11 protein-coding genes and 1 pseudogene are annotated in these 16,687 nt (G+C 72.4%); 5 read left to right on the top strand and 7 right to left on the bottom strand.

The window, feature by feature from the left end:
• Positions 1 to 63: 63 nt before the first annotated feature.
• Together ACWEQO_RS27090 and pta are read right to left on the bottom strand one after the other, a co-directional pair.
• Positions 64 to 1,305 (bottom strand): acetate kinase, encoded by a 1,242-nt coding sequence (locus tag ACWEQO_RS27090; protein ID WP_452985581.1) that lies wholly within the window; start codon positions 1,303 to 1,305, stop codon positions 64 to 66.
• Between the two features lie 26 nt (positions 1,306 to 1,331).
• A complete protein-coding gene (pta, locus tag ACWEQO_RS27095) occupies positions 1,332 to 3,440 on the bottom strand; it encodes a phosphate acetyltransferase (protein WP_361460538.1) in 2,109 nt (702 codons plus the stop codon).
• 356 nt (positions 3,441 to 3,796) lie between these two features.
• Between pta and ACWEQO_RS27100 the strand changes: the two genes are divergently transcribed.
• Positions 3,797 to 4,822, top strand: a complete 1,026-nt coding sequence (locus ACWEQO_RS27100; RefSeq protein WP_452985577.1) for an ATP-dependent 6-phosphofructokinase — start codon at positions 3,797 to 3,799, stop codon at positions 4,820 to 4,822.
• A 280-nt stretch (positions 4,823 to 5,102) separates the two neighbouring features.
• On the opposite strand, the gene ACWEQO_RS27105 is transcribed toward ACWEQO_RS27100, so the two are convergent.
• Together ACWEQO_RS27105 and ACWEQO_RS27110 are read right to left on the bottom strand one after the other, a co-directional pair.
• Positions 5,103 to 5,786 (bottom strand): response regulator, encoded by a 684-nt coding sequence (locus ACWEQO_RS27105; RefSeq protein WP_361460541.1) that lies wholly within the window; start codon positions 5,784 to 5,786, stop codon positions 5,103 to 5,105.
• On the bottom strand, positions 5,783 to 7,453 hold the full coding sequence (locus tag ACWEQO_RS27110) for a sensor histidine kinase (RefSeq protein ID WP_452985578.1): 1,671 nt from the start codon (positions 7,451 to 7,453) through the stop codon (positions 5,783 to 5,785). The genes ACWEQO_RS27105 and ACWEQO_RS27110 overlap by 4 nt, the downstream gene beginning before the upstream one ends.
• A gap of 157 nt (positions 7,454 to 7,610) precedes the next feature.
• On the opposite strand from ACWEQO_RS27110, the gene ACWEQO_RS27115 reads away from it, so the two are divergent.
• The 4 genes and pseudogenes from ACWEQO_RS27115 (at position 7,611) to ACWEQO_RS27130 (ending at position 12,307) form a co-directional block, all read left to right on the top strand.
• A complete protein-coding gene (locus tag ACWEQO_RS27115) occupies positions 7,611 to 9,002 on the top strand; it encodes a cation:dicarboxylate symporter family transporter (RefSeq protein ID WP_361460551.1) in 1,392 nt (463 codons plus the stop codon).
• 134 nt (positions 9,003 to 9,136) lie between these two features.
• Positions 9,137 to 9,553 (top strand): annotated as a pseudogene (locus ACWEQO_RS27120) (MerR family transcriptional regulator); the annotation flags it as partial.
• 80 nt (positions 9,554 to 9,633) lie between these two features.
• Positions 9,634 to 9,888 carry a thioredoxin family protein gene (locus ACWEQO_RS27125; protein ID WP_452985579.1) on the top strand — a complete coding sequence of 85 codons (255 nt, stop codon included), beginning with the start codon at positions 9,634 to 9,636 and terminating at the stop codon, positions 9,886 to 9,888.
• A gap of 133 nt (positions 9,889 to 10,021) precedes the next feature.
• Positions 10,022 to 12,307: a HelD family protein gene (locus tag ACWEQO_RS27130; RefSeq protein WP_452985582.1), complete on the top strand. Its 2,286-nt coding sequence runs from the start codon at positions 10,022 to 10,024 to the stop codon at positions 12,305 to 12,307.
• A 36-nt stretch (positions 12,308 to 12,343) separates the two neighbouring features.
• Here the strand turns inward: ACWEQO_RS27130 and glgB are convergent, their stop codons facing one another.
• From glgB to ACWEQO_RS27145, 3 genes are all read right to left on the bottom strand, one after another.
• Complete coding sequence (gene glgB / locus ACWEQO_RS27135) at positions 12,344 to 14,518, bottom strand: 1,4-alpha-glucan branching enzyme (protein WP_452985583.1); 2,175 nt, start codon at positions 14,516 to 14,518, stop codon at positions 12,344 to 12,346.
• A gap of 464 nt (positions 14,519 to 14,982) precedes the next feature.
• A complete protein-coding gene (locus ACWEQO_RS27140) occupies positions 14,983 to 16,425 on the bottom strand; it encodes a maltokinase N-terminal cap-like domain-containing protein (RefSeq protein ID WP_452985580.1) in 1,443 nt (480 codons plus the stop codon).
• Positions 16,426 to 16,519: 94 nt separating this feature from the next.
• Positions 16,520 to 16,687, bottom strand: a 168-nt coding sequence (locus tag ACWEQO_RS27145) for an alpha-glucosidase C-terminal domain-containing protein (RefSeq protein ID WP_452985584.1), incomplete at its 5' end; no start/stop codon positions are given.

Genomic DNA, 16,687 nt, shown 5'->3' on the forward strand with positions numbered 1-16,687 from the left:
TATCGGTTTGTTTCGCTCCGGAATATTCCGTCTGGCGGAAGATACATATGAGAAAGTCGCTGCTCAGTTGCGCTTTCCGGCCAGTGCGTAGGTCTGTGTGGCGATCTCCATTTCCTCGTCCGTCGGTACCACGGCGACCGCGACCCGCGCACCCCGGGGCGAAATCAGCCGCGGCCCGTCACCGCGCGCTCCGTTGCGCTCGGCGTCGACCTCCAGGCCCAGTTCCGTCAGGCCCGCCACGGCCGCCTCCCGTACCGGAGCGGCGTTCTCGCCGACCCCGGCGGTGAACGCCACCGCGTCCACTCGTCCGAGAACGGCGTAATAGGCGCCGATGTACTTCTTCAGGCGGTGGACGTAGATGTCGAACGCGAGCTTCGCCTGTTCGTCGCCCGCGTCGACCCGGCGGCGGATCTCCCGCATGTCGTTGTCACCGCACAGACCGACCAGTCCGCTCTTCTTGTTGAGAAGAGTGTCGATCTCGTCGGCGGACATTTCGCCAACACGCATCAAATGGAAGATGACGGCCGGGTCCATGTCTCCGGACCGGGTACCCATCACCAGTCCTTCCAAGGGCGTCAGCCCCATGGAGGTGTCCACGCACCGCCCGCCCCGCACCGCCGAGGCGGACGCCCCGTTGCCCAGGTGCAGCACGATGACGTTCACGTCCTCGGGCGCCTTCCCCAGCAGCCGGGCCGTCTCCCGGGAGACATACGCGTGCGAGGTGCCGTGGAAGCCGTAGCGGCGGACGCGGTGCGCGTCGGCGGTCTCGACGTCGATCGCGTAGCGGGCGGCCGACTCCGGCATCGTGGTGTGGAAGGCGGTGTCGAAGACGGCGACCTGCGGCAGGTCCGGGCGCAGCGCCATGGCGGTGCGGATGCCCGTCAGGTTGGCCGGGTTGTGCAGCGGGGCGACCGGGATGAGCCGCTCGATCTCGGCGAGCACCGCGTCGTCGACGACGGTCGGCTCGGTGAAGTGCATCCCGCCGTGCACCACCCGGTGCCCGATCGCGGCCAGTTCGGGGGAGTCGAGCCCCAGCCCGTCGAGGGCCAGTTCCTCGGCCATCGCCTTCAGGGCGGCGTCGTGGTCGGCGACCGGGCCGGTCCGCTCGCGCGTCTTCCCGCCCGAGGCCAGCGGAGTGTGCCGGACCAGCGAGATCCGCTCGCCGATCCGCTCGACCAGGCCGGACGCGAGCCGGCTGCGGTCCCGCATGTCCAGCAGCTGGTACTTCACCGACGAGGAGCCGGAGTTGAGGACGAGGACCAGAGAGGGGCCGGAGGCAGCGGCCGAGTGCGGCTCGCCGGGCAGGGCGGTGGTGGGGGACGGGTGGGCGCTCACTGGGTGACTGCCTTCTCGTTCGGGGCCGGGGACCCGGCGACGGACTGGGCCTGGATCGCCGTGATGGCGACGGTGTTGACGATGTCCTGGACGAGGGCGCCCCGGGACAGGTCGTTGACCGGCTTGCGCAGACCCTGCAGCACCGGGCCGACCGCGATCGCGCCGGCCGAGCGCTGCACGGCCTTGTAGGTGTTGTTGCCGGTGTTCAGATCGGGGAAGATCAGCACGGTCGCCTGCCCGGCGACCTCGGAGTCCGGCAGCTTGGTGGCCGCGACCGACGGCTCCACGGCGGCGTCGTACTGGATCGGCCCCTCGATCCTGAGGTCGGGGCGGCGGGCCCGTACCAGCTCGGTCGCCTCGCGCACCTTGTCGACGTCGGCGCCGGAGCCGGACGTACCCGTCGAGTACGACAGCATCGCGATCCGCGGCTCCACCCCGAACCGCGCGGCCGTGGCCGCCGACTGCACGGCGATGTCGGCGAGTTGCTCGGCGTCCGGGTCGGGGTTGACCGCGCAGTCGCCGTAGACCAGGACCCGGTCGGCCAGGCACATGAAGAAGACGGAGGACACGATCGAGGAGTCCTGCCGGGTCTTGATGATCTCGAAGGCCGGCCGGATGGTCGCGGCCGTGGAGTGCACCGAGCCGGACACCATGCCGTCGGCGAAACCTTCCTCCACCATCAGCGTGCCGAAGTAGTTCGGGTCCGAGACGACGTCGTAGGCCAGCTCGACGCTGACCCCGCGGTGGGCGCGCAGGGCGGCGTACTTCTCGGCGAAGGCGTCGCGCAGCTCGGAGGTGGCCGGGTCGATCAGCTGGGTGTCGCCGAGCGCGATGCCGAGGTCGGCGGCCTTCTTGCGGATGTGGTCGACCGGCCCCAGCAGGGTGAGCTCGCACACGCCCCGGCGCAGCAGCACCTCGGCCGCGTGCAGCACCCGCTCCTCGCCGCCCTCGGGCAGGACGACCCGCTTGAGGTCGGAGCGGGCCTGTTCGAGCAGCTTGTGCTCGAACATCATCGGCGTGACGCGGTCGCTGCTGGGCGCGGAGACCCGCCGGGTGAGGTCGGCGGTGTCGGCGTACCGCTCGAAGAGGCCGAGCGCGGTCTCCGCCTTGCGCGGGGTGGCCGCGTTCAGCTTCCCCTCCAGGGAGAACAGCTGCTCGGCGGTGGGGAAGCTGTTGCCGGGCACCGACAGCACCGGGGTGCCGGGGGCGAGGCGGGAGGCGAGGGTGAGGATGCGGTCGGCGGGCACCTCGTCCAGGGTCAGCAGCACCCCGGCTATCGGCGGGGTGTTGGTGCTGTGCGCGGCCAGCGAGCCGACGACCAGGTCGGCGCGGTCTCCCGGGGTGACCACCAGGCAGCCCGGGGTCAGGGCGGCGAGGAGATTGGGCAGCATGGCGCCGCCGAAGACGAAGTCCAGGGCGTCGCGGGCCAGCCCGGAGTCGTCGCCGAGCACCACCTTCGCGCTCAGGGTGTGGGCGATCTGGGCCACGGTGGGGGCGGCCAGCGCGGGTTCGTCGGGCAGGACGTAGCAGGGCACCGGGAGCCGGGTGGAGAGCCGTTCGGCGATCTCGTCCCGGTCCTCGCGGGCCACCCGGTTGACCACCATGGCGAGCACGTCGCAGCCCAGCGTCTGGTAGGCACGGAAGGCGTTGCGGGTCTCGTCGCGCACCGACTCGGAGCTCTGCCTGCGGCCGCCCACGACCGGGATCACCGAGGCGCCGAACTCGTTGGCGAGGCGGGCGTTGAGGAACAGTTCGTCCGGGAACTGGGTGTCGGCGTAGTCGGTGCCGAGGACGAGGACGACGTCGTAGTCGCGGGCGACGGCGTGGAACCGGTCGACCAGGGTCGACACCAGCTCGTCGGAGCCGCGTTCGGCCTGGAGGGCGGACGCCTCCTGGTAGTCCATGCCGTAGACGGTCGCCGGGTCCTGGGTGAGCCGGTAGCGGGCGCGCAGCAGTTCGAAGAGGCGGTCGGGGCCTTCGTGCACCAGGGGACGGAAGACGCCCACCCGGTCGACCTGCCGGGTCAGGAGTTCCATGACCCCCAGTTCGACGACCTGGCGGCCGTCGCCTCGGTCGATGCTGGTGACGTACACACTGCGGGTCACGCGTGCTCCGTTTCGTCGGGGGTCTCGCGGCGCTTGTCGGCCCTGCGGGATCCGGCCCGGACACCGCGCTCGCCGGAGCGGACTGATCCCCCTCGACAGTACCTCCGGCGCTGGTGGGGGGCCCGCCTGCGGGGTGCGGCCCGGAGGCCGGGGGCGCGGGGCCCGGGCGGTTTTCGGACAGGGCCGGGCGGGCGGCCGGACAGGGGACTCGTCGAGCGGCCGGGGCGGGGAACCGGCGGGTGACCGGGACGGGGGACCGGCGGGCGGCCGGGGCGGGGGGCCCGGCGGGGCCGGGCGGCATGGAACAATCGAAGCTGGCTCACCGGTATCCACAGCGACCAGGAGACGACAACACGATGCGCATCGGAGTTCTCACCGCAGGCGGCGACTGCCCCGGCCTGAACGCCGTGATCCGGTCGGTTGTGCACCGAGCGGTCGACAACTACGGCGACGAGGTCATCGGCTTCGAGGACGGCTACGCGGGCCTGCTCGACGGCAACTACCGGACCCTCGACCTCAACGCGGTCAGCGGCATCCTGGCCCGCGGCGGCACCATCCTCGGTTCCTCCCGGCTGGAGCGCAACCGGCTCCGCGAGGCCTGCGAGAACGCCTCCGACATGATCCGCGACTTCGGCATCGACGTGCTCATCCCGATCGGCGGCGAGGGCACGCTCACCGCCGCCCGCATGCTGTCGGACGCGGGACTGCCGGTGGTCGGCGTCCCGAAGACGATCGACAACGACATCTCCTCCACCGACCGCACCTTCGGCTTCGACACCGCCGTCGGCGTCGCCACCGAGGCGATGGACCGGCTGAAGACCACCGCCGAGTCCCACCAGCGGGTGATGGTCGTCGAGGTCATGGGCCGGCACGCGGGCTGGATCGCCCTGGAGTCCGGCATGGCCGCCGGCGCCCACGGCATCTGCCTGCCCGAGCGGGCCTTCGATCCGGCCCAGCTGGTCAAGATGGTCGAGGCGCGCTTCGCCCGCGGCAAGAAGTTCGCGGTGATCTGCGTCGCCGAGGGTGCCCACCCCGCCGACGGCACCATGGACTACGGCAAGGGCGAGATCGACAAGTTCGGCCACGAGCGCTTCCAGGGCATCGGCACGGCGCTCGCCGGTGAACTGGAGCGCCGCCTCGGCAAGGAGGCCAGGCCGGTCATCCTCGGCCACACCCAGCGCGGTGGCACGCCGACCGCGTACGACAGGGTGCTCGCCACCCGCTTCGGCTGGCACGCGGTGGAGGCCGCGCACCGCGGGGAGTTCGGGATGATGACGGCGCTGCGCGGCACCGACATCGTGATGGTCCCGCTCGCGGAGGCCGTCACCGAGCTGAAGACGGTCCCGCAGGACCGCATGGACGAGGCCGAGTCGGTCTTCTGACCGGCCCCGGCGGCCGGGGAGGAGACGTGCGCGGGCCCGCCCGCGCCGGCCCCCGGCCGCCCCGCCCGGCGTCGAAACCGGCACCGTGAACGCGGTGGTCGGCGCACTCGGCGCGAAGAGGATCGTCAGCGGGGACGGCCGGTGGAGCCGGTCGAGTCGTCGAGGGGAAGCGGAAGCGGGAGAGCGGGCAGGCCGCAGACACCCGTACCACCCGGGCCGGCGCGAGGCGCGGGGCAGGGTGCCGTACTCGGTGAAGGCCTCGGTGCCTCAGCACCTCACCTCACCGCCCCGTCACCCACCGGTACTGCAGCTCCGGCCGCCCCACGGTCCCGTACTGCGGGCGCCGGGCCGCGCGGCCCGCGTCCACCAGGTGCTCCAGGTAGCGGCGGGCGGTGATGCGGGAGATGCCCACCGCCTCCGCCACCCCGCTCGCGGTCAGGCCCTCCTCGGCGTCCCGCAGGACCACGGTCACCCGCTCCAGGGTCGGCGCGCTCAGGCCCTTGGGCAGGGCGGCCGGTCCGGGGGCGCGCAGAGCGGCCAGCGCGCGGTCCACCTCGGCCTGGCCGCTGGCCTCGCCCACGGACGCGCGGAACTCGGCGTACCGCACCAGGCGGTCCCGCAGCGTCGCGAAGGTGAACGGTTTCAGCACGTACTGGACGACGCCCAGCGACACCCCCTCGCGCACCACCGCGAGGTCCCGTGCCGAGGTCACCGCGACGACGTCCGCGTGGTGCCCGGCCGTCCGCAGCGAGCGGGCCAGCTGCAGTCCGTGCACATCGGGCAGGTGCAGATCGAGGAGGAGCAGGTCGACGGGGGTGCGCTCCAGCGCCCGGCGGGCCTCGGCGCCCGTCGTCGCCTTGCCGACCACGACGAACCCGGGCACCCGGCCGACGTACATCACATGGGCGTCGGCGGCGACCGGATCGTCCTCCACCACCAGGACACGGATGGGCCTGTCGGTCATGCCCCGCCTCCCGTGCCGGAGCCGACGCCCTTCGCGTCCGCACCGCTTCCGGCCATGACGTGCCCGGCGGTCCGCAGCGGGAGCCGTACCTCGAAGTGGGCGCCGCCCTCCTGCGCCGAGGTCACCGCCAGCGTGCCGCCGTGCCGGTGCACCGCCTGCCGTACCAGCGCCAGACCCAGCCCCCGGCCGTCCGGCCCCGACGGCTTGGTCGTGAAGCCGCGCTGGAAGACCGCCTCGGTGTGGTCCGGGGCCACGCCCGGTCCGGTGTCGGAGACCTGAAGGATCAGCTCCGTGCCGGCGTCGGTGAGGGCCGTGACCGTCACCCGGGCACTGAGGCCGCCCTGCGCCGCGTCCACCGCGTTGTCGATCAGGTTGCCCAGGATGGTGACCAGGTCGCGGGCGGGCAGGCTGTCCGGCAGCAGCCCGTCGTCCAGCCGGCTGGCCGGCGAGACCACCAGCTCCACGCCCCGCTCGTGGGCCTGGGCCGTCTTGCCCAGCAGCAGTGCGGCCAGCACCGGCTCGCCCACCGCCGCCACCACCTGGTCGGTGAGCGCCTGGGCGAGCTCCAGCTCCGCGGTCGCGAAGTCCACCGCCTCCTCGGCCCGGCCCAGCTCGATCAGCGAGACGACGGTGTGCAGCCGGTTCGCCGCCTCGTGCGCCTGCGAGCGCAGGGCCTGTGTGAAGCCCCGCTCCGAGTCCAGCTCGCCCATCAGCGACTGGAGCTCGGTCACGTCGCGCAGGGTCACCACGGAACCGCGCCGCTCACCGCCCGACACCGGTGAGGTGTTCACCACCAGCACCCGGTCCGCGGTGAGATGCACCTCGTCCACCCGGGGCTCCGAGGCGAGCAGCGCGCCCGTCAGCGGTGCCGGGAGACTGAGCTCCGCGACCGACCTGCCCACCACGTCCTCCTCCGGGGCCACCCCCAGCAGCTCCCTGCCACCGTCGTTGATCAGCGCCACCCTGTACTGCCCGTCCAGCATCAGCAGTCCCTCGCGCACGGCGTGCAGCGCGGCCTGATGGTAGTCGTGCATGTGGCTGAGCTGCCTCGCGTTCATCCCGTGGGTGTGCCGGCGCAGGCGGGCGTTGATGACGTACGTGCCGATCGCGCCCAGTCCGAGCGCACCGGTCGCGACCGCGAGCAGGGCCGTCAGCCGGGCCTGCGCGCGCTGGCTTATCTCCTCGACCCGGATGCCCGCGCTGACCAGGCCGACGATCCGGTCGCCGTCCCGGACCGGGGTGACCGCGCGGACGGACGGGCCGAGGGTGCCGGTGTAGGTCTCGGTGAACGTCCGGCCCCGAAGGGCGGGCCCGGTGTGGCCGCGGAAGGGCAGTCCGAGCTGGCCCGGGTCGGGGTGGGTCCAGCGGATGCCCCGCGGATCCATGATCGTGACGAAGTCGATGTCGGTGTCGCGCACCACCGCCAGCGCGTACGGCTGGAGCGTGGCCGAGGGATCGGGGGTGCGGATCGCCTCGCGCACCGAGGGGGAGTCGGCCACCGAGAGGGCCACCGCCCGTGCCTGGTGACTCGCCGCCTCCTCGGCCTGGCTGCGGTCGCTGAAGTAGCTGAACAGGGCGTATCCCACCACGAGGACCGCCACCAGCACCGCCTGCATGGCGAAGAGTTGGCCCGCGAGGCTGCGGGGCCGGGGGAGGGCGAGGCGCATCCCGACAGTGTGCCCGCCGTACGGGCGTGAACTAAATGAACGGAAGGGTGACCACGCTCACAAGGCGGGACATAGTCACGGCGTTCCCCCAAAAGTTCATCCCCCGGACGTGAGCCGCACGCCGGTCGATGCCGACGACGTCATCAAGGAGGCCGCCGTGACCAGCACCACCGATACGGCACCTGCCGCTCCCAAAACGAAGCGGGACCGCACGCACTATCTCTACATCGCGGTGATCATCGCGGTCGCCCTCGGTATCGCCGTCGGTCTGATGGCCCCCGACTTCGCGGTCGAGCTGAAGCCGATCGGCACCGGCTTCGTGAACCTGATCAAGATGATGATCTCGCCGATCATCTTCTGCACGATCGTGCTGGGCATCGGCTCCGTGCGGAAGGCCGCCAAGGTCGGCGCGGTCGGCGGTATCGCCATGGTCTACTTCCTGATCATGTCGCTGGTCGCGCTCGGCATCGGCCTGGTCGTCGGCAACATCCTGGACCCCGGCACGGGTCTCGCGGTCACCGACGCGGTCAAGGAGACCGGTCAGGCCCAGGTCAACGCGGAGGCCAAGGACACCACCGAGTTCCTGCTCGGCATCATCCCGACCACGATCGTGTCCGCCTTCACCCAGGGCGAGGTCCTGCAGACCCTGCTGGTCGCCCTGCTGTGCGGCTTCGCGCTGCAGGCCATGGGCAACGCCGGCCAGCCGGTCCTGCGCGGCATCGAGCACATCCAGCGGCTGGTCTTCCGGGTCCTCGCCATGATCATGTGGGCGGCTCCGGTCGGTGCGTTCGGCGCCATGGCCGCGGTCACCGGCTCGGCGGGCCTGGACGCGCTGAAGAGCCTCGCGGTGCTGATGCTCGGCTTCTACATCACCTGTGCGCTGTTCATCTTCGTGGTGCTCGGCGCGCTGCTGCGGATCGTCGCGGGTCTGAACGTCTGGAGCCTGTTCAAGTACCTGGGCCGTGAGTTCCTGCTGATCCTGTCCACCTCCTCGTCCGAGTCGGCGCTGCCGCGGCTCATCGCGAAGATGGAGCACGTGGGCGTCAGCAAGCCGGTGGTCGGCATCACCGTCCCCACCGGTTACTCCTTCAACCTCGACGGCACCATGATCTACATGACCATGGCCTCGCTGTTCATCGCCGACGCCCTGGGCACGCCGATGTCGATGGGCGAGCAGATCACGCTGCTGCTCTTCCTGCTGATCGCCTCCAAGGGCGCCGCCGGTGTCTCCGGCGCCGGCCTGGCGACGCTGGCCGGCGGTCTGCAGTCGCACAAGCCGGCCCTGGTGGACGGCATCGGTCTCATCGTCGGCATCGACCGCCTGATGAGCGAGGCCCGCGCCCTGACCAACTTCGCGGGCAACGCGGTCGCCACGGTGCTGATCGGCACCTGGACCAAGGAGATCGACAAGGAGCGGGTGAACCAGGTCCTCTCCGGGGCCATCCCCTTCGACGAGACCACCCTGCTGGACGACCACGACGGCGCCGGCCCCGCCGACCGCGCCGAGGCCCCCGCGGCGGCCGGCGAGAAGGAACTCGCCAAGGCCTGACGCACACAGCCCCTTCGGGCCTCCCCAGCCGCCGAGCGGCCGGACTCCTTCCCCCGTGAGCCCGGCCGCTCGGCCTTTTCGCCGCCCCGCCCGGCCTTGCCCTGACGCCGACGTCAAGGCGTACGTCCACCGGTATGCGAATCGGCGGGCCGGCCGCACGCGCCGGAACCACCACACGGACGCTGCGGTACTACGAGTCACGGGGACTGCTGCCCGCGCGGCGCACGGGCAACAACCACCGGACGTACGACGAGAGCGACCTGAAGCTGCTGCGGCAGATCCGGACGCTCCAGGACCTCGGGTTCGAGCCGGAGGAGCCCCGGCCCTTCGTGGAGTGTCTGCGGACCGGGCACCCCGAGGGGGACTCGTGCCCTGCGTCGCTCGTGGTCCACCGGCGCAAGCCGGACGAACTCGACGCGCTCGTCGGCGAGCTGCGGACCGTACGGGAGAGCGTCGGGGCGCAGCCGGCCCGGGCGGAGAGGGCGCGCGACGAGCTGGCGGCCGGCTCTGCGGTCCCGGGGGGTCCGGAACCGGTGTACGAACTCGGAGGGCGGCACGGATGCACGGATGAGCAGGGCGGAAGGCGTGGTGGAGGGTGGGGGCACCTCCCTGCTCGAACGAAGCTGAGAGCGTGGGGGAGGATGCGGACTTCGCGGCGGAGGTGATCGGAGCGGAGCTGCCGGTGCTGCGCGCGCTCGCCGCCGAGCAGGGCGAGCGGCTGAAGGTCGTGCAGCTGAACGTGGACGCCGACCCGGTGACCACCCACGCGTACCAGGTGCCGTCGATGCCGACGTTCATGGTGTTCCGGGACGGGGAGCCGCTGCGGTCGACGGTCGGACCCAGGCCCGAGCGGCGGCTGCTGGAGGAACTGGCCGAGGTGATCTGAGCCGTCGTCCCGCGCCGCTGCCGGGCACGGGAAAACCCCCGGGTAATTGCGCCCGGGGGTTTTCGTTGCGTATATTCATTGACTTGCGACTTCAATTGCGACAAGTCGCAGAAAAGTTCAGTGAGCACAGTATATCCGGGCGGGAGCGGAATTGTCAAACAGCGAATTTCCGGACCATGAATTCCGGCAGGAACAGGAATTCATCGACGGACTGTACGCACGGGTGGACGCCCTGCGCGGCGACACCGAGGCCTCCGTCACGGACGCGCTCGGGCAGGGCGACACGCCCATGCAGGCCAGGCTGGAGCGGGACATCCTGGTCGCCGAGCGGTCCGGGCTGCTCGCCGCGCTGAACGCGGTGGACGGTTCGCTGTGCTTCGGCCGGATCGACCTCTCCTCGGGAGACACCCACCACATCGGCCGGATCGGTCTGCGCGCCGACGACGAGGAGCACACCCCCGTCCTGATCGACTGGCGCGCCGACGTCGCCCGCCCGTTCTACCTGGCCACCGGCCACACCCCGATGGGCCTCAGGCGCCGCCGGCACATCACCTCCGAGGGGCGCACGGTCACCGCCCTGCACGACGAGATCCTCGACCTCGGCGACGAGACCCGCACCGGCCACGAGGACCCGACCGGCGACGCCGTGCTGCTCGCCGCGCTCAACTCCGCGCGCACCGGCCGCATGGGCGACATCGTGCGCACCATCCAGGCCGACCAGGACCGCATCATCCGCGCCCCGCACCGGGGCGTGCTGGTGGTCGAGGGCGGCCCCGGCACCGGCAAGACCGCGGTCGCCCTGCACCGCGCCGCCTACCTCCTCTACGAGCACCGCGAACTGCTGGCCCGCCGCGCCGTCCTGATCGTCGGACCCAACCCGGCGTTCCTCGGCTACATCGGCGAGGTGCTGCCCAGCCTCGGAGAGACCGGGGTGCTCCTCTCGACCGTCGGCGAACTGTTCCCCGGCGTGCGGGCCACCCGGACGGACACCCCCGAGGCCGCCGCCGTGAAGGGCCGGGCGGACATGGCGGACGTCCTCGCCGAGGTCGTCCGCGGCCGGCAGGCGCTGCCCGATCCGGTGATCACCATCGAGCACGACCGCGAGGTCCTGATGCTCGACGACGGCCTGGTCCGGGTCGCCCGGGAACGCACCCGCGCCGCCAAGCTGCCGCACAACGCGTCCCGCGAGTACTTCGAGGGCCACATCCTCAACACGCTCACCGACATGGTCGCCGAACGCATCGGCACCGACCCCTACGACGGCTCCAATCTGCTCGACCCCAGCGACATCACCCAGATCCGCGACGAGCTCGCCGAGAACCCCGACGTGTGGTCCGCCATCGATCAGTTGTGGCCCCTGCTCACCCCGCAGCGGCTGGTCGCCGACTTCCTCGCCGAGCCCGAGGGCTTCCTGCCCGCCGAGGACGCCGCCGCGATCCGCCGCCCGGTGACCAGGCACTGGACCGTCGCCGACGTGCCGCTGCTCGACGAGGCCGCCGAACTCCTCGGCGAGGACGACCGGCCGGCCCGGGAGCGGGCCGACCGCGAGCGGCGCACGCAGATCGCCTACGCGCAGGGCGTACTGGACGTGTCGTACGCCTCCCGGACCTACGAGTTCGAGGACAAGGAGGAGGACGACCCCGAGTCCTCCGAGGTGCTCTCCGCACACGACATCATCGACGCCGAGCGCTTCGCCGAACGGCACGAGGAGGACGACCACCGCAGCGCCGCCGAACGGGCCGCCGCCGACCGCACCTGGGCGTTCGGGCACATCGTCGTCGACGAGGCGCAGGAGCTGTCGCCGATGGCCTGGCGGCTGCTGATGCGACGCAGCCCGACCCGCTCGATGACCCTGGTCGGCGACCCCGCGCAGACCTCGGAGGAGGGCGGTGTCGGCTCCTGGGAGGGCATCCTCGCCCCGTACGTCGAGGACCGCTGGGAGCACACCCGGCTCGGCGTCAACTACCGCACCCCGGCCGAGATCATGGACGTCGCGGCGGCCGTGCTCCGCGCCGAGCACCCCGGCTTCGAGCCGCCCGGTTCGGTCCGCTCCACCGGCGTGCGCCCCTGGGCCCGCGCCACCGACGACCTGCCCGGCGCCGTCGCCGAGGCCGTCGCGGAACTCGGCGGAACGGAGGACGGCCGGCTCGCCGTCGTCGCCCCGCGCGAACTGCACCGCGCGCTGGCCGCCCGGCTGGACGGGGTGACGGCCGGCGCAGAACCCGATCTGACGCAGGGCGTGGTCCTGCTCGACCCGCGCCAGGCCAAGGGGCTGGAGTTCGACTCCGTCCTGGTGGTCGAGCCGGGGCGCTACGGCACCAGCGACCTGTACGTGGCGCTGACCCGCGCCACCCAGCGGCTCGGCGTCCTGCACACCGAGCCGCTGCCGAAGCCGCTGGCCGACGCCCTGGCGCAGTAGCGCACCCGCCGGGGCGCGGAGCCCGCACCCAGGCTCTCAGGCCGGGCGCAGCCACACCGTCGCCAGGGGCGGCAGGGTCAGCCGGATGCTCGCCGGGAGGCCGTGCCACCCCTGCGGCTCCGGCTTGACCGGGTCCGGACGGGTGACGTCCCCGCCGCCGTAGCGGGCCGCGTCGGTGTTCAGGACCTCCTGCCAGGCGGGCACGTCGTCGGGGACGCCGATGCGGTACTCGTGCCGGACGACGGGGGCGAAGTGGGAGACCGCGAGCAGCGGGGAGCCGTCGGAGTCGTACCGCAGGAAGGCGACCACGTTGTCGTCGGCGGCGTCCCCGGTCACCCACCGGAAGCCGGACGGCTCGGTGTCGCACCGCCACAGCGCGGGGGTGCGCCGGTACTCGGTGTTGAGGTCGCGCACCAGATCGCGCACCCCGCGGTGGTCGGCCTCCGCGCCGTAGGCCGGGTCCAGCAGCCACCAGTCCGGACCGTGCTGCTCGGACCATTCGGCGCCCTGCGCGAACTCCTGTCCCATGAACAGCAGTTGCTTGCCCGGGTGGGCCCACATGAAGCCGAGGTAGGCGCGCAGGTCGGCGCGCTGCTGCCACCAGTCGCCGGGCATCTTCGACACCAGGGACCGCTTGCCGTGCACCACCTCGTCGTGCGAGATCGGCAGCACGTAGTTCTCGCTGTAGGCGTACACCATCGAGAACGTCATCTCGTGGTGGTGGTACCTGCGGTGGACCGGTTCGTGGCTCATGTACTGGAGCGAGTCGTGCATCCAGCCCATGTTCCACTTCAGCCCGAAACCGAGCCCGCCGAAACCGCTCGGGCCCCCGTGATGGGTGGCCCGGGTGACCCCGTCCCAGGCCGTGGACTCCTCCGCGATCGTCACCACGCCGGGGCAGCGCCGGTACACGGTCGCGTTCATCTCCTGGAGGAACGCCACCGCGTCCAGGTTCTCCCGGCCGCCGTGCTCGTTCGGCGTCCACCGGCCGGGCTCGCGCGAGTAGTCGAGGTAGAGCATCGAGGCGACGGCGTCCACGCGCAGCCCGTCGATGTGGAACTCCTGGCACCAGTAGACGGCGTTGGCGACCAGGAAGTTGCGCACCTCGCGCCGTCCGAAGTCGAACTCCAGGGTCCCCCAGTCGGGGTGGGCGGCCCGCAGCGGATCCCCGTGCTCGTACAGCGGGCGGCCGTCGAACTCGGCCAGCGCCCACTCGTCGCGCGGGAAGTGCGCCGGCACCCAGTCCATGATCACGCCGATCCCGGCCCGGTGCAGGGCGTCGATCAGGTACTTGAAGTCGTCCGGGGTGCCGAGCCGGGCCGTGGGCGCGTAGAACCCGGTGACCTGGTAGCCCCAGGAGGGACCGTAGGGATGCTCGGCGACCGGCATCAGCTCGACATGGGTGAACCCGAGGTCCTTCACGTACGCGGGGAGCTGCTCGGCCAGTTGGCGGTAGGTCAGGCCCGGTCGCCAGGAGGGCAGATGCACCTCGTACACCGAGAACGGGCTCCGGTGCGCGGGCGCTTCGGCACGTCGCTCCAGCCACCGCGCGTCACCCCACTCGTACCGCGAGGACGTGACGACGGACGAGGTGGCCGGCGGGACCTCCGTGCGGCGCGCCATCGGGTCGGCGCGCAGGGTCCGCGAACCGTCGGGACGGGTGATCTCGAACTTGTACAGCTCGCCCTCGCCGACCTCCGGCACGAACAGCTCCCACACCCCGGACGAGCCCAGCGACCGCATCGGATGCCCGGTGCCGTCCCAGAAGTTGAAGCCCCCCGCCACCCGCACCCCGCGCGCGTTCGGCGCCCACACGGTGAAGCGGGTGCCGCTCACGCCCTGGTGGGTCATGGGGTGCGCGCCGAGCGCGGTCCACAGCTCCTCGTGCCGTCCCTCGCCGATCAGGTGCAGGTCGAACTCGCCCAGCGCGGGCAGCAGCCGGTACGCGTCCTCGACCTCCCGCACCGTCCCCTCGTAGGTCACCAGCAGCCGGTACGCCGGGACCTCCCGGAACGGCAGCAGAGCCGAGAAGAACCCGTCCCCGTCCTCGTGCAGGTCGACGGTGAGGCCCCCGGAGACCACGGAGACGGCCCGGGCGTACGGCTTGAACGTCCGGAACACGACTCCGCCGGGCACCGGGTGCGCGCCGAGCACGGAGTGCGGGGCGTGGTGCGTGCCGTTCAGCAGCCGCTCCCGGTCGTCGGCGCCCACGGCGGGGGAGACCGCGACCTCCGCCTCGGGCGGCGCGGGCCGCCCGAGGGCCGGGGTCCTGTCGACGGCCTGTTGCGCCTCGGCCCTCTTCGTCCCGGCCTTCCGCGCATCGGCCTTCCTCGTCCCGGGTTTCCTCGCCCCGGCCTTCCGCGCCCCGGCCTTCCTCGTCCCGGGTTCCCTCGTCCCGGGTTCCCTCTCGGCGGCCTTCGCCGCCCCGGCTTTCTCGGCCCCGGTCTTCTCGGCGGCGGTCGCCTTCTCGGTGGTCGTCTTCGCGGCGGCGGTCCGCTTCACCGCCGCGTCTTTCTTCACGGCGGTCCTCTTCGCCGTGGCCTTCCGGGGTGTCTGTTCGGCCGGCTGCTCCGGGCGCGAACCGCTGGATTCGGGACGGGGGGTCACGGACGGAGCCTCCTGGTCGACGTGCGGGACGGACGGGAGCGGATCGTGTGGATCACCGGCTCGCCGGATCACCCTGGTCCGGATCCGGCGAGCCGGCGTACGGCGGCCATCGGGACCTGCAGCCACTCGGGGCGGTGCCGGGCCTCGTACAGCACCTCGTAGACGGCCTTGTCCGTCTCGTACGCGCGCAGCAGCACCGGATCGGTGCGCGGGTCCCGGCCCGCGGTCTCCGCGTAGCCGGTGCAGTACGCCGCGCCGCACCGCACGGCCCAGCCCGGCTGCGGTGGGTCCGCGGAACGTGCCGCGTAGTCGAAGGAGCGCAGCATCCCGGCCACGTCCCGCACCACGGGCTGCGGCATCCGCCGCTCGGCCAGCGGCCGTGCCGGTTCGCCCTCGAAGTCGATCAGCGACCACTCTCCGGCCGGGGACCGCAGGCACTGGCCGAGATGGAGATCGCCGTGCACGCGCTGGGCGGTCCAGGTCTGCCCCTCGGCGGCCAGGTCGTCCAGCGCCGTGTACGCCGAGCCCAGCCCGTCCGCGTACGGCCGCAGCGCGGGCACCGCCTGCACCGCCGCCCCCAGCCGCTCGGCCATACCGGCGACCATGCGCCGCAGCCGGCTTCGGCCCAGGGTGACCGTCGGCAGCGCGCGGGCCAGCGCGGTGTGCACCTCGGCGGTGGCCCGCCCCAGCGCCCGCGCCTCGGCGACGAAGTCCTCGCCCTTGGCCAGCTCCCGCAGCGCCAGCTCCCAGCCGTCCGTCGCGCCCCGCACGAAGGGCTGGAGCACGCCCAGCACGTACGGCTCGGATGCGGCCGGCTCCCGGGCGGCACCATGAGCGCCGGTGGCGCCGGGGCCGTCGGGGTCCGCCACCAGCCAGGCCGTGGGCGGGGGCACCCGGGGGCAGCCCTCGCGGGCCAGCGCCAGGGGCAGCTCCAGGTCGGGGTTGGCGCCGGGCACGATCCGGCGCAACAGCTTCAGAATGAACGTATCTCCGTAGACGACGGACGAGTTCGACTGCTCGACGGTCATCAGGCGCGGCACCAGACCGGACCCGATCTTCTGCGCCGGGTCCCGCTCGAAGCGCAGCCCGCCGATCCGGGCCCGGGAGCGCATGGCCTCCAGGAGCAGTTCGGCGGGCCGGGTGTCGTACAGGGCCTCGTACACCGTCCGCCCGGCCAGCGGGCCCTGGCCGAGGTGCCCGATCAGCGCGGACGCGAGCCTGGGCGGCAGCGCCTCGCGCACGCCCAGCAGCAGTTGGTAGCAGTCGCCGGGGTTCTCGGGGCCGCCCCGGGCGGACAGGGCGGGCTGGTGGGCGCGGACGAGCAGGTGGTACAGGCCCAGCCTGGCGCTGGGCGGAAGTAACTCGGTGGCCGCGACCAGAGTGAACCCGGTGACCGGGCGCCCCTTGCCCGCGAACCAGCGCTGTCGTGGCAGCCACTCCCTCAGCAGCGGATCCAGTGACGCAAGGAGGCCGGGCGGGGGTGCGACCGTACGTATGACGGTTTCCGACATTTCAGTCGCGTCCTTTCCCCGGATCGTCGGGGTGTTACTGATGCGTGCCCCGGGCGGCACGGGGGAAACCGCCCCGCCCGGGAGCCGGCGGATACTACGCGGCGTCCCCGCGCAGCCGGAACCAGTAGAAGCCGTGGCCTCCCAGGGTCAGCAGGTAGGGCAGCTCGCCGACGGCCGGGAAGCGCACCCCGCCGAACAGCTCGACCGGGTGCCGGCCCGCGAAGGCGCTCAGGTCGAGCTCGGTGGGCTGGGCGAAGCGGGA

The organism is Streptomyces sp. NPDC004051 (assembly GCF_053604275.1).